The organism is Streptomyces lienomycini (genome assembly GCF_027947595.1).
Classification (GTDB): Bacteria; Actinomycetota; Actinomycetes; order Streptomycetales; family Streptomycetaceae; genus Streptomyces; species Streptomyces lienomycini.
Map to the genome: position 1 here is coordinate 5,277,957 of NZ_CP116257.1, position 12,911 is coordinate 5,290,867.

Below are 12,911 nucleotides of genomic sequence, written 5' to 3' on the forward strand. Positions count from 1 at the left end.
CCGGCGGGACACCCGTGCGTCGCGGGCTACCGCTCGGGCGGCGCGAACAGCTCGTCCTGGGCCCGGTCGCGGGCGGTCAGCAGCGCGCCGCGCAGGACGGCGCCGCCGCCCAGGGTGCTGGGCCGTACCTCGGTGGCCAGCGGGGACATGCGGGTGAGGCGGTCCTGGACGCGGTCGGCGAGGGTGTCGGCACCGGCCCGGCCGATCTCACCGGCGAGCACCACGCAGCCGGGGTCGAGGACGGAGACGACGGCGGCGGCCCCGAGGACGACGCGGTCGGCGAGCGCGTCGAGGAACCGCTCGGCGGCCGGGTCGCCGCCGGACGCCGACCGGCGTACCGCCTCGCGGACCAGCGCGGCGGCGGCGTGCGGCTCGGGCCGGGCGGGCCGTTCCGTCGCGCCGTGCTCCGCCGCGAGGGCGGTCACCGCCGCCGCCCCCGCCACGGAGTGGAAGCCGCCGTCGCAGTCGGTGGCCGACGGCAGGCCCGCGGTGCCCGGCACCGGCATGAAGCCGATCTCGCCCGCGCCTCCGGACACACCCTTGCGCAGGGTGCCGTCGAGGACGACGGCGGCTCCGATGCCTAGCCCGAGCCAGAGCAGGACGAAGGTGTCGCGCCCCCGGGCCGCCCCGTCGCGCTGCTCGGCCAGGGCGGCGAGGTTGGTCTCGTTCTCGACGCCGACCCGCGCCTCGGGGAACTTCTCCTGCAGCGCGGCCATCAGCCGGCGGTGCCACTCGGGCAGCCCGGTGGAGTCGCGGAGTTCGCCGCTGGCCGGGTCGATCAGGCCGGGCGCCCCGATGCCGATGGTGTGCAGCCGGTCGGCGCCGGCCTCCTTGGCCGCCCGCTCGACCAGGCCGACCGCCTGCTCCACCGCGGGGCCGGTGCCGTACTGGCCGTCGATGGGCGCGGACGCCTCGGCGAGCACCCGGCCGAGCAGGTCGGAGACGAGTACGGCGACGCCCTCGGTGCGGACGTCGAGGGCGGCGAGGTGGGCGCGTTCGGCGACGATGCCGTACAGCTTGGCGTTCGGTCCCCGGCGCTGCTCGCCGGACTCCCCCGCCACCTCGATCAGGCCGGAGGCGGTGAGGCGTTCGACGAGGTCGGCGACGGTGGGCCGGGAGAGGCCGGTCAGCTGCTTCAACTGTCCTGCCGTCAACGGGCCGTCGCGCTGGAGGAGATCGAGGGCGAGTCGGTCGTTGATGGCCCGGGCGGTGCTCGGGGATGCGGGCATGCCGGGATCCTTCCAGATCGGCGGCGCGGGGGCCCACGCCGGTAATCCACTATCTATCAGGCAGGCTCCCTGATAATTTACGCGGCGCACTGGAACGACGGAGGGGTGGAGCATGAGCACAGTGGTCTACGGGCAACGCGAGGTGAAGCGCGCCCGGTACGCGGTGGCGGCCGTGTTCGCCGTGCACGGCTCCGTCACCGGGTCCTTCGCGACCCGCGTGCCCTGGATCCAGGACCACGCCGGGGTGAGCGCGGGCCAGTTGGGCCTGGCGCTCGCCTTCCCGGCGCTCGGTGCCTCCCTGGCCATGCCGCTGGCCGGACGCGTCAGCCACCGCTTCGGCGCCCGTGCCGCCCTGCGCGGACTGCTGGCCCTGTGGACCCTGGCGCTGATCCTGCCCTCCCTCGCCCCGAACCTGCTCACCCTGTGCCTCGCCCTGTTCGTCTACGGCGCCACGGCGGGCATGTCGGACGTGGCGATGAACGCGCTCGGCGTGGAGATAGAGAACCGTCTCGACAAGTCGATCATGTCGGGGCTGCACGGCATGTGGAGCACGGGCGCGCTGATCGGCTCGGCGGCCGGCACGATCGCCGCCCACCTGGGCGCGGACGCCCGGATCCACCACGTCCTGGCGGCCGCGGTGCTGACGGTGACGGGCCTGGTCGCCTGCACCTGGGTGCTGGACCTGCAGCCCGCCGAGGACGAGGAGCCGCCGCCGCGCTTCGCGCTGCCGCCCAGGTCGGCGCTGCTGATCGGTGCCGTCGGGTTCTGCGCGGTGTTCGCGGAGGGCGCGAGCCTGGACTGGTCGGCGGTCTATCTGCGGGACGAGTTGGAGACCTCGGCCGGTCTCGCGGCGGCGTGCACGACGGGCTTCACGCTCACCATGGCGCTGGCCCGGCTCGCCGGGGACAGGGTGGTGGACCGGTTCGGCGCGGTGCGCACGGTCCGGGTGAGCGGCGTGCTGGCCGCACTCGGCGGTCTGCTCGTCGTCGTCGGGGGCCATCCGGCGGTGGCGATGAGCGGCTTCGCGCTGATGGGCCTCGGCATCGCCGTGGTCGTCCCGCTGTGCTTCGCCGCGGCCGGCCGCGCCGGTTCCAACCCGAGCCTGGCCATCGCGGGCGTGGCCACCATCACGTACACCTCGGGTCTGGTCGCGCCGAGCGCGATCGGCGGCCTGGCCCAGGCGACCAGCCTGGTGGTGTCGTTCGGTCTGGTGACCCTGCTGGCCTGCTGCCTGGTGGTGTTCGCGCGGGTGCTGCGGGCCGGGGACCGGGACCGGCCGAAGATCAGTCCGTCGGTCGCAGAAGTTCCCGACCGGCAGTCCTGAACGCCTCGCTCCACGGCGCCGGGCGCAGCGTCGTGGAGTCCAGCCGGACCAGCACCCGGGTGCCGCGGGCGTAGGTGGTGGCGCCGTCCGCCGAGCAGAACCGGAAGCCGTAGGTCAGCCCGGTGGTGCCCAGCCGGTCCAGCCACAGGTGGACGGCGTACGCGCCGGGCCGGGTGACCGGCGCCTCGTAGCCGATCGTCAGTTCCTTCACGGCGTTGCAGGCGTCGCCGGCCGCCGCCCAGTCGCCCTCGAACCGGACGCCGTGCCCGGCCCACAGCTCCGTCCAGGCCCGTTCGACCATCACGGGGTAGCGGGCGTTGTGCAGCAGTCCGAGCGCGTCCAGGTCGTCGAAGTGGACGGTGACGGGGACGAGCCGTCCGTGGGACAGGACGGGCGCGGTGGGGGCTTCGGCGGTCACGGGCGGGGCTCCTGGTCGTGCTCGGCGGTGCTCACGTACGGCGGTTCCCCCTCATCCTAAGCGGACGCTCACCAGGGACTTCCGGGAAGGTGCTGGTCAGCGGGGGGCGCGGGACGGGGACGGGGCGGTTACCCCTGACAATGGTCCGGACAGTCGTCAGTACAGAGAAAGCGAAACCTCACCATGGACCTCGGCGTGCGCTGGAAGCTGCACGGGGACGGCAAGGTACCCGCCCCCGGAGCGGTGGTCCGTCCCGACGAACGGCTCTCGTGGCCCCGTACGGCCGGGCTCGGCGCCCAGCACGTGGTGGCCATGTTCGGGGCGTCCTTCGTGGCTCCGGTCCTGATGGGCCTCGACCCCAACCTCGCGATCATGATGTCGGGCGTCGCGACCGTCATCTTCCTGCTCGCCACCCGCGGCCGGGTGCCCAGCTACCTCGGCTGCTCCCTCTCCTTCGTCGGTGTCGCCGCGGTGATCCGGGCCCAGGGCGGCACGAGCGCCACGGTGACCGGCGCGGTCCTCGTGGTCGGCGTCGCGCTGTTCCTGGTGGGGCTCGCCGTGCAGCGGTTCGGGGCGCGGATCATCCACGCCGCGATGCCGCCGATCGTCACCGGCGCGGTGGTGATGCTGATCGGCTTCAACCTTGCCCCCGTCACCGCGTCGACGTACTGGCCGCAGGACCAGTGGACGGCGCTCCTCGTGATGCTGTTCACGGGTCTGGCCGTGGTGTGCCTGCGGGGCTTCTGGTCCCGGATCGCGATCTTCCTGGGGCTGGTCTTCGGGTACGTCCTGTCCTGGGCGCTCGACCGGACCTTCGGGAAGATCCACTCGGTGGACGGCAGCGGCAAGCTCACCGACCACTGGCGGCTGGACTTCTCCGCCGTGGGCCAGGCCGACTGGGTCGGGCTGCCGACCTTCCACGGGCCGAGCTTCGAGTGGTCGGCCATCCTGGTCGCCCTGCCCGTCGTGATCGCCCTGATCGCGGAGAACGCCGGGCACGTCAAGGCGGTCGGCGAGATGACCGGCGACAACCTGGACGACAAGCTGGGCACGGCGATCTCGGCCGACGGCATCGGCTCGGTGCTGTCCACCGCGGTGGGCGGCCCGCCCAACACCACGTACTCCGAGAACATCGGCGTGATGGCGGCGACCCGGGTCTACTCGACCGCCGCCTACTGGGCAGCGGCGGGCTTCGCCCTGCTCTTCGGCCTCTGCCCGAAGTTCGGCGCGGTCGTGGCGGCGATCCCGGGCGGCGTGCTCGGCGGCATCACCGTCATCCTGTACGGCATGATCGGCCTGCTCGGCGCCCAGATCTGGATCAACGCCAAGGTGGACATGCGCAACCCGCTGAACCTGGTCCCGGCCGCGGCGGGCATCATCATCGGCGTCGGCAACGTCAGCATGGAGTTCACCGACACCTTCTCGCTGAGCGGCATCGCGCTCGGCACCCTGGTCGTCATCACCGGATACCACGCGCTGCGCGCGTTCGCCCCCGCGCACCTCAAGACGCAGCAGCCGCTGCTGGACGAGGGCACCTCGTCGTACGACGAGAAGGCGGCGGACGGCGGCGCGGGCGACGGCGACGGCGGCGACGGGTCTCAGCGCGCCAGGTCGTAGGCGTACGACGGGGTGAACGTGCCCGGTTCCCCCTTGCAGCCGTCGGACTCCCCCGGCAGCTTGACCCACAGGTAGGCGTCGATGCGCCCCATGCCGGTGTTCAGGGTCGGTGACCTGCCGATCCTGCGGCCGGCCGGGTCGCACCACTCGCCGTCGGGCGGGGCGCCGTTGCCGTTGCGGCTGGTGTCGATGACGGCACCGAGGTTCTCCGGGCCGCCGAGGGCGTCGAGGACCGCGCGGTCGTAGGCGACCTCGTCGGCGGTGGTGTGGAAGTTGGAGACGTTGCTGAAGACGCCGTCGGAGGAGTCGGCCGAGGCGGCGCCCGCCTGTCTGAGCAGGCCCGCCTGCTCGGCGGGCGCGTGCCAGCCGGAGTGACCCGCGTCGTAGTACACCCGGGCGGCCGGGTCGGCGTCCTTCATGACCCGGCCGGCGCGGGCCAGGGAGGCGAAGCGGTCGGCGCGCTCACCGGCGGACAGGCACGCGGACTGGGCGACCGAGTCGGGTTCCAGCACGACGATCACCTCGCCGGAGCCGAGCCCGGCGGCGAACCGGTCGATCCAGGCGTCGTAGGCGTCGAGGTCGGGCGCACCGCCCTCGGAGTGGCCGCCGCAGTCGCGGTCGGGTATCGCGTACGGCACGAGGACCGGCACCCGGCTCTGGGCGGCGCCCGCGGAGGTGACGGCGCGGACCCGGGCGGTGACGGTGGCCGGGCTGTGGTCGGCGAACCAGACGGCGGCCGGGTTGCCGGCGATCCGGGACGCGATGACGTCCCGGCGCGGGTCGTCGGGGTGGGTCCGGGTCCAGTCGAGGACCTGGGAGTCGGGGTGCCGGTAGAGCCGGGTGGCGGCCGCCGTGGTGGGGGGCCCGCTCTCCGGAGGGGGCTCGGACGTCTTCCCCGGCCGGGGTCCGGGACTCTTCCTCGTCGCCGTCGCCGTCGCCGTCGGGGAGGGCGGGGCGGAGTGCGACGGTGTCGTCGGCGCGGCCGGGGACGGTGTGCCGGGCTCGGAGTGGGTTCGCGGCGACGCCGTCGTCCCCGGCCGGGCCTCGTCGGCGGCGCGGCCCTCGTCGTCGCCGAGCGCGGTGAGCATGCCGGTCACGGTGCCGACCGCGACGACGACGGACGCCGCCGCGACCATCGCGCCGCGGCGGGCGGTGCGCCTGCGCTCGGCCCTGCGAGCGGCCAGGCGCCGGGCACGAAGGCCTGACACGTACGGTTCCCCCTCCCCCGCGCGGCGGGCGCGTTCCTCCGTTTCGGGGAAGCGTCGGGCCCGCCGGCACTGCCGCCAGCCTAAAGCTGGGACGCTGCCGCCATGGCGCACCGCGAGCAAGTCCCGACGGCCACCTTGACGGTGGGCTCCGTTCTCACCAGGATGCGCGCCCTCGGCACGGCGCTGCCGGCCGGGGACGGGGTGGCGGTCTTCAACCGCGTCTACCTGTCCGTCACGGAGGCCGTCGACCGGCACATCGACGGCGGCCGGTTCGCGGACGCCGGAGCCGCGACCGCGCTGGACGTGCGGTTCGCGGAGCGCTATCTGGCCGCCGTGGACGCGGCGGAGGAGGGCCGTCGTCCGCCCGCCTGCTGGCGCCCCCTGTTCCAGTTCCGCCGCCATCCCGGGGTACGGCCGCTGCAGTTCGCGCTGGCGGGCATCAACGCGCACATCGGCCACGACCTGGCGCTGGCCGTGGTGGACACCTGTCGTACCCTCGGCTGCGAACCGCGCGACCTGGAGGACGAGTTCGACCGCGTGGGTGATCTCCTCGTCTCGCTGGAGGAGCGGGTCCGCGACGAGCTGATGCCGGGCCCCGACCTCCTCCAGATCGCCGACCCGCTGACCCATCTGCTCGGCTCCTGGAGCCTGGACCGCGCCCGCGAGGCCACCTGGGCCGCGGCCCGCGCGCTGTGGGCGCTGCGCCGGCTGCCGGACGTCGCCGGGGAGTTCACCGAGCGGCTGGACGCCGCGGTGGGCTTCGCGGGGCGCATGCTGCTCACCCCGCTGCCGGACTGATCCGGCCGGTCCTCGCGGTGCGCGGCGCGGAACTCTCCGAAGACGGCTGTACGTTGAAACCGGTTGGAACCTTTCGGACCACGGGCAACATCGCACCCCGACGGCGAAGGAGCACCCCGGTATGACGACCCGGCTCGGACTCGGCCTCCCCCAGATGCGGCAGTACGACATCGGCAAGGACGTCCCCGACGTGGCGCGGGCGGCGGAACGGACGGGCTACGAGAGCCTGTGGGTGTTCGAGCGGGCCCTGTTCCCCGAGCCGGCCACCCAGGGGCTGTACGGCGTCGAGGGCCTGCCCTGGCCGGAAACGTACCGGAGTGTGGCGGAGCCGCTGGTCACCCTGGCCCTCGCGGCAGCGGTCACCGAGCGGGCCCGGCTGGGTACGAGCGTGCTGGTCGCTCCGCTGCACGTGCCGTTCCAGCTCGCCAAGACGCTGGCCTCGCTGGACGCGGCAAGCGGCGGCCGGGTGCTGGCGGGCTTCGGCACCGGCTGGTCCCACGACGAGTACGCGGCGGCCTCCGTGCGGCCGTTCGCCGAGCGCGGCGCCGCCCTGGACGAGCTGATCGGGGTGTGCCGCGCGGTGTGGGGCCCGGACCCGGTGGTGTACGACGGGGAGGTCACGAGGATCGCGTCCGCCGTGGTCGGCCCCAAACCGGCCCGGCCGATCCCGATCCTGCTGGCGGCGGGCAACAGCGGCCGGGCCCGGCGTCGCCTGGTCGACCACGCCGACGGCTGGCTGCCGACCGGCATCGGCGCCGGGACCGTCGCCGCGCGGTTGCGGGAGCTGCGGGACCTGGCCGACGAACGGGGTCGTACGAAGCCGGTCCGGACGGTGCTGCGGGCCAACACCCGCTACAGCGCGAAGAACTACGAGGGCTCCGACCGCGCCCCCTTCCAGGGCGGCGTCGACCAGATCGTCGAGGACCTGGCCGCGCACGCCGAGATCGGCCTGGACGAGATCCTCGTCGACCTGCAGAGCACCGCACGCGACGCCGAGGAACTGAAGGACGTCGCCGCCCAGGTCTACGAGACGGCGAGGGCGGCCGGGGTCTAGGCCCCCGGCTGGAAACGCCCTAGTCCTCGGGGAGTTCCACGGGCGCGATCTCCTCGTACAGGTCGCCCGGGCCGGGGTTGGTCGCGTCGGTGGCGCCGCCGAGGTGGTGCATGACGCCCCAGACCGCGTTCAGCGCGGTCTGGACGGCGCCCTCGGCCCAGCCGGCCGTCCAGGAGATGTCGTCGCCGGCGAGGAAGATGCCCCGCTTGTCCTCGGGCAGCGCCTCCTGCATGAAGTGGGTGAACAGGCGCCGCTGGTAGCGGTAGTGGCCGGGCAGGTTGGCCTTGAAGGCGCCCATGAAGTAGGGCTCGTTCTCCCAGGAGACCGTCACCGGGTTGCCGATGACGTGCTTCCTGATGTCGACCCTGGGGTAGATCTCGCCGAGCGACTTCAGCATGACCTCCATCCGCTCGTTCGCGGACAGCGGCAGCCACTTCAGGCTGTCGTCGCACCAGGTGTAGGAGAGGCAGATGACTGCGGGCCGGTCCGGGCCGTCGTCGAGGAGGTAGGTGCCGCGGGTCATGCGGTCGGTGAGCGTCATCGACATGACGTCCCGTCCGGTGACCTCGTCCTTGTCGAGCCAGAAGGGCCGGTCGACGGGCACGAAGAGCTTGCTGGACTCCATGTAGTGGGTCCGCTCGATGGCGGTCCAGTGGTCGATCGGGAAGAGCGAGTCGTCGCAGGCGATCTTCGAGAGCAGCATCCAGGACTGGGCGGTGAAGATCGCCGCCGGGTAGGTGCGGATGTCGCCGTCGGCGTCGGTCACGGTGATGCGGTTGCCGGCGGTGCGGTTCAGCCGGGTCACGGCCGGGCGGGGCTCGCCGCCGGCGTGCAGGGACTTCAGCGAGGTGCCGTACGGCCAGTGGACGATCTTCTCCGGCTCGCGCTCCCAGAGCCTGAGCGGCAGTTGCTGGGAGCCGCCGACGATGCCGCGGTGGTGGTCGTCGGCCTCGGTGTAGACGACGCGGAGGATCTCCAGGATGGAGTTGGGGAAGTCGGTGTCCCAGCCGCCGGTGCCGAAGCCGACCTGGCCGAAGATCTCGCGGTGCCGGAAGGACCTGAAGGCCTCCGAGTCGCAGAGGAAGCCGTAGAAGGTCTGGTTGTCGAGCTTCTCCACCAGCTTCGCCCAGATCTCGCGGATGCGCGGGACGTCGCGCTCGCGCAGGGCCCGGTTCATGTCGGAGAAGTCGGCGCTCTCTTCGAGGCACTTCCCCCAGGCGTCGGCCACGTCCCGGTAGACCTGCGGCAGGTCGTCGAGGGTCTCGGCGTAGTGCGACTCGCCCTTGAGGTCGACGACGGTCGACGGCGTCGCCTCGGCCAGGGGGTTGGGGAAGGCCCGGGTCTGGAGACCCACCAGGTCGATGTAGTGCCGCAGGGCGGTGGAGGACGGCGGGAAGCGCATCGCGCCCATCTCGGCGGTCAGCGAGGGGTCGCAGCCGTCGAAGCCGACGGTGCGCAGGCGGCCGCCGATCCGGTCGGCCTCGTAGACGACGGGTTTCAGGCCCATCTTCATCAGCTCGTAGGCGGCCACGATGCCGGACAGGCCGCCGCCGATGACGGCGACCTCCGTGCCGTGCTCCGTCGCGGGTATCTGGCCGAGTCCCGCCGGGTGGGCGAGGAAGTCGTCGTACGCGTACGGGAAGTCCGGCCCGAACATGGTGATCGGCGGCTGCTGCTCGTCGGCGTGCTCGATCGCGTTGGGCACGGTGGACGTCATGGGGTACGGGCTCCTTGCACGGGTGGAACGGGGTTCGGGACGCGCGTGGCTCCGGGTCTCAGGCGAGGGCGCCGTAGAGGCCGGGGCGGCGGTCCGTCAGGTACGGGTTGGCCTCGCGGGACGCGGCCAGGAAGACCGGGTCGGCGTCGGCGAGGATCAGCTCCTCGGCACGCCCGGCACGGGCGCGGGCGATGCCGTCGGGCCCGGCGAGGGTGGACAGGCCGACGAACTCGAACTCGCCCTCCGGGCCGACGCGGTTGACGTAGGCGACGTACATCTGGTTCTCGAAGGCCCGCACCGGGACGACGGACTCGGCGACGAACTGGAAGGGGTGCAGCTGGGCGGTCGGGACGAGCAGCAGGTCGGTGCCGGCCAGGGCGTGGGCGCGGACGTTCTCCGGGAACTCCACGTCGTAGCAGATCATCAGGCCGACGGTGAGGCCGTTCAGCTCGGCCTGCACGACGGGCTGCTCGCCCGGCGTGAAGTGGTCGCGTTCGAAGCAGCCGAAGAGGTGGGTCTTGCGGTAGCCCGCGAGCCGGGTGCCGTCCGCGGCGATGAGCTGGACGGAGTTGTAGACGCGCTCGCCGTCCCGCTCGGGGTAGCCGTACGCGACGGCCAGGCCGTGGCGCCCGGTGATCTCCGCGACGGCGTCGGCCGCGTCGCCGTCGGCGGGCTCGGCGAGGCGGCCGATGGCGTCGCCGATGGCGTAGCCGGTCAGGAACAGCTCGGAGGTGACGAGCAGCGCGGCGCCCGCGGCGGCGGCGCGGCCCGCGGCCTCGTCGAGGACCTTGAGGTTCGCGGCGGGGGAGCCGGGGCGGCCGGAGCTCTGGAGCAGGGCGGTGCGCATGCGGGATCCTCACCGGTCGGAGGGGGTTCGGGGGCCAGATAGACGGTACGGTCGGCGGACTCGGCCGGACAAGACGGACCTGTTGCGCGCCGGTGGGCGGATCGTTGCGTGCGCCGGGCGTGCCGCGGCGATTCGTTGCGCACCCCCGCGTGTCGCGGCGGGCCCTCCCGTCGTCCCCGAGGAGCAGGCCGGTTCCGTCCTCCCCCGCCGTGCGGCGGAGGCCGCTCCCGCCCCGGGCGCGATGTGGTGCGGGTGCGGCGCCGGGACAGTGGTGGCCGTTGGGTTCACCGGCTTCGGTCCTTGGGAGAGGACCGCCATGAGACGCCGTACCGCGACCGCCGCACTCTGCACCGCCCTCCTGTTCACCGCCGTCGCCTCGGGCGCGGCCGTCGCCTCGGGCGCGGCCGTCGCCTCCGGACCCCACGAGGGCCCGTACGACGGCCCGCCCCCCGAGCAAGGCCGCCGCGCTGACCGGCAGCGCGCGGCTGTACCGCTCGGCGGGGACGAGATCACCTTCACCTTCGACGCCCATCTCGCGGCGGAGCACGACGACGACCCGCTCGAGGCCACCGGCACCTTCGAGTTCAGCCACTACCTGAACGGCGCGGGCACCCGCGCCGAGGTCGCGGTCGACTGTCTGCTGACCGGCGGTGACGTGGCCGTCGTGTCGGGCGTCGTCACCGACTCCGACCTGCCCGGCGCGGAGGGCAGGCGGGTCGGCGTCACGGTGCACGACCTGGGCCGCCACGACCGGCTCGGCTACAGCTGGGCCGCGACGGGCAGCCCCGCGCTGGGCGGGGAGCCGCCCCGGTGCGTGTCGTCGGCGCCCTTCGAGAAGGTCAGGAAGGGCACCGGCGACTTCGACGTCGTGCCCTGGCGGCCGCGGCTGTAGTGCGGACGGCGCCGGCCAGGACCAGCGCCGTCAGGACGTACGGCACCGCGGACAGCGCGAACGCGGTGCCGTGGCCCCAGGCCGTGGCCGCCGCGGCGTAGACGGCGTAGGTGGCGAGGTTGCCCAGCTCGCTGCCGAGGCCCGCGACCGAGGTCAGGGTGGCCCGCCCGGTGTCGTCGATGCGCTGCTGGAGGCGGGCGTCGGCCAGCACGGTCGCGAGCTGGAAGCCGCCGAAGGCGAGCGCCACCGAGACCAGCGCGACGGGCGTCCCGGCCAGGCCGCCCACGGCCAGGGCGAGCGCGGAACCGGTGAGGAGGGCGGCGAACCCCTGGTCGGTGAGGCGTTCGGCGGGAGCGGCGAGCAGGCTGCCGGCCGTGGCACCGGCCCAGATCACCAGCAGCAGCCAGGGCACGGTCTCGGGTGCCACCCCGGTGCCGAGCGCCAGCAGCGGCGTGTACTCGTCGAGTGCTCCCCACACCGCGGTCACGGCCGGTACGAGGAGCAGCGCGCCGCGCACGGACCGGTCGGCGCGGGCGTCGGCGAGTCCGGCGCGCAGGGGCGCGGACAGGTGCTCACCGCCTCCGGAGGGGGTGCGGTGTTCGGGGAAGCGGGTCGCCACGGCCGCCCCGGCCAGGCAGGCCAGCACGCTCGCCGCGCCCACCGCGTCGTAGCCGCCCCAGGCGAACACCGGACCGGCCAGGCCCATCGCGGACATGGTCGCGGCGATGCCGGTCGCCCGGGCCCGGCCCATGACGCGGGCGTAGCGGTGGGCCGCGCCGGCCCGGTCCAGCTCGTCGTAGACCAGCGCCTCCAGCGCGCCCGAGCCGAGCGCGCCGCCGGCGCCCCACAGCACGAAGCCGAGCGCGAAGGCGCCGTAGGAGGGGGCGAGCACCCACAGGGCGAAGCCGGCGGCGGTGAGCAGCGGGCCGAGGATCAGCAGCAGCCGCCGGGAGACGGCGTCGGCCCAGGCGCCGGAGGGCACCTCGAGCAGGACGCCGGTCAGCGACCACAGGGCGAACAGCGAGGCCGTCTGCCAGACGGACAGGCCGGTGTCGGCGAACAGCAGCGCGTACACCGGATAGAGGAGGACGAATTCGTCGCAGAACGCGGAGGCGTACAGCGTGCGCACGAGTCGGCGGGTGCCGGCGGGCGCGGTGGCGGCATGCGAGGGCGAGGGCGAGACGGTCATGGGGCCTTCCCGAGGGGGCGGATCGGACACCGGAGGTACGGCGTCCGGGGCGGCCCTCGGGAGGAGGCGCTACGGGTGGATCAATGTCGCCAGGTCATGGCACCGATGCTAGGGGGTGTCGGAGGGCTTGCCACCGCATTCCGTCTGCCCGCCGGCGTCATGTGGGCGAGCCCGACGAGAAGCGCCGCAGCAGCGGCGAGAGCACCAGCACGGACCTGGTGCGTTCCACGAACGGTTCCCCGGCGATCCGCTCCAGGACCCGCTCGAAGTGGCGCATGTCGGAGGCGAAGACCTGGGCGACCGCGTCCGCGTCCCCGGTGACGGTGGACGCGGCCACGACCTCCTGGTAGCGCTCCAGGCCCCGCTGGATGGTCTCCGGCGAGGTGTTGCGGCGGCAGAAGATCTCGACGAACCCCTCGGTCTCCCAGCCGAGCGCGGCGGGGTCGACCCGTACGGTGAAGCCGGTGATGGCGCCGGTGGCGCGCAGCCGGTCCACGCGCCGTTTGACGGCGGGCGCGGACAGGCCGACCGACTGCCCGATGTCCGCGTAGGAGCGGCGGGCGTCCTCGGCGAGGGCGTGCACGATGCGTTCGTCGAGATCGTTCAGCACTGCGGGTC

At 73.7% G+C, this 12,911-nt stretch carries 11 protein-coding genes and 1 pseudogene; 5 read left to right on the forward strand and 7 right to left on the reverse strand.

The window, feature by feature from the left end:
* Window positions 1-26: 26 nt before the first annotated feature.
* Window positions 27-1,229 carry an ROK family transcriptional regulator gene (locus tag BJ961_RS23990; RefSeq protein WP_271414871.1) on the reverse strand — a complete coding sequence of 401 codons (1,203 nt, stop codon included), beginning with the start codon at window positions 1,227-1,229 and terminating at the stop codon, window positions 27-29.
* Between the two features lie 112 nt (window positions 1,230-1,341).
* Between BJ961_RS23990 and BJ961_RS23995 the strand changes: the two genes are divergently transcribed.
* Window positions 1,342-2,553 carry an MFS transporter gene (locus BJ961_RS23995; protein WP_271414872.1) on the forward strand — a complete coding sequence of 404 codons (1,212 nt, stop codon included), beginning with the start codon at window positions 1,342-1,344 and terminating at the stop codon, window positions 2,551-2,553.
* On the opposite strand, the gene BJ961_RS24000 is transcribed toward BJ961_RS23995, so the two are convergent.
* Complete coding sequence (locus BJ961_RS24000) at window positions 2,513-2,971, reverse strand: acyl-CoA thioesterase (RefSeq protein ID WP_271414873.1); 459 nt, start codon at window positions 2,969-2,971, stop codon at window positions 2,513-2,515. The genes BJ961_RS23995 and BJ961_RS24000 overlap by 41 nt on opposite strands.
* A 183-nt stretch (window positions 2,972-3,154) precedes the next feature.
* On the opposite strand from BJ961_RS24000, the gene BJ961_RS24005 reads away from it, so the two are divergent.
* Window positions 3,155-4,588, forward strand: coding sequence for a uracil-xanthine permease family protein (locus BJ961_RS24005; RefSeq protein WP_271414874.1), 1,434 nt, complete (start codon window positions 3,155-3,157; stop codon window positions 4,586-4,588).
* Here BJ961_RS24005 and BJ961_RS24010 read toward each other — a convergent pair.
* Entirely contained in the window at window positions 4,570-5,724 is a 1,155-nt protein-coding gene (locus BJ961_RS24010) for a glycoside hydrolase family 6 protein (protein ID WP_271417152.1), read from the reverse strand. The two genes, BJ961_RS24005 and BJ961_RS24010, sit on opposite strands and share 19 nt — an antisense overlap.
* A gap of 174 nt (window positions 5,725-5,898) precedes the next feature.
* Between BJ961_RS24010 and BJ961_RS24015 the strand changes: the two genes are divergently transcribed.
* Window positions 5,899-6,594: a DUF5995 family protein gene (locus BJ961_RS24015; protein ID WP_271414875.1), complete on the forward strand. Its 696-nt coding sequence runs from the start codon at window positions 5,899-5,901 to the stop codon at window positions 6,592-6,594.
* Between the two features lie 121 nt (window positions 6,595-6,715).
* Window positions 6,716-7,648, forward strand: coding sequence for an LLM class F420-dependent oxidoreductase (locus tag BJ961_RS24020; RefSeq protein ID WP_271414876.1), 933 nt, complete (start codon window positions 6,716-6,718; stop codon window positions 7,646-7,648).
* Window positions 7,649-7,667: 19 nt separating this feature from the next.
* Here the strand turns inward: BJ961_RS24020 and BJ961_RS24025 are convergent, their stop codons facing one another.
* Together BJ961_RS24025 and BJ961_RS24030 are read right to left on the reverse strand one after the other, a co-directional pair.
* Window positions 7,668-9,365 (reverse strand): flavin monoamine oxidase family protein, encoded by a 1,698-nt coding sequence (locus tag BJ961_RS24025; protein WP_271414877.1) that lies wholly within the window; start codon window positions 9,363-9,365, stop codon window positions 7,668-7,670.
* 58 nt (window positions 9,366-9,423) lie between these two features.
* Window positions 9,424-10,212, reverse strand: a complete 789-nt coding sequence (locus tag BJ961_RS24030) for a carbon-nitrogen hydrolase family protein (protein ID WP_271414878.1) — start codon at window positions 10,210-10,212, stop codon at window positions 9,424-9,426.
* Window positions 10,213-10,528: 316 nt separating this feature from the next.
* Here BJ961_RS24030 and BJ961_RS24035 point away from each other — a divergent pair.
* Window positions 10,529-11,104: pseudogene (locus BJ961_RS24035) on the forward strand (Repetin).
* Here the strand turns inward: BJ961_RS24035 and BJ961_RS24040 are convergent.
* Both BJ961_RS24040 and BJ961_RS24045 read right to left on the reverse strand, forming a co-directional pair.
* Window positions 11,052-12,293, reverse strand: coding sequence for an MFS transporter (locus BJ961_RS24040; RefSeq protein WP_271414880.1), 1,242 nt, complete (start codon window positions 12,291-12,293; stop codon window positions 11,052-11,054). The pseudogene BJ961_RS24035 and the gene BJ961_RS24040 overlap by 53 nt on opposite strands.
* 157 nt (window positions 12,294-12,450) lie before the next feature.
* Window positions 12,451-12,903 carry an Lrp/AsnC family transcriptional regulator gene (locus BJ961_RS24045; RefSeq protein WP_055415902.1) on the reverse strand — a complete coding sequence of 151 codons (453 nt, stop codon included), beginning with the start codon at window positions 12,901-12,903 and terminating at the stop codon, window positions 12,451-12,453.
* Window positions 12,904-12,911 lie beyond the last annotated feature (8 nt).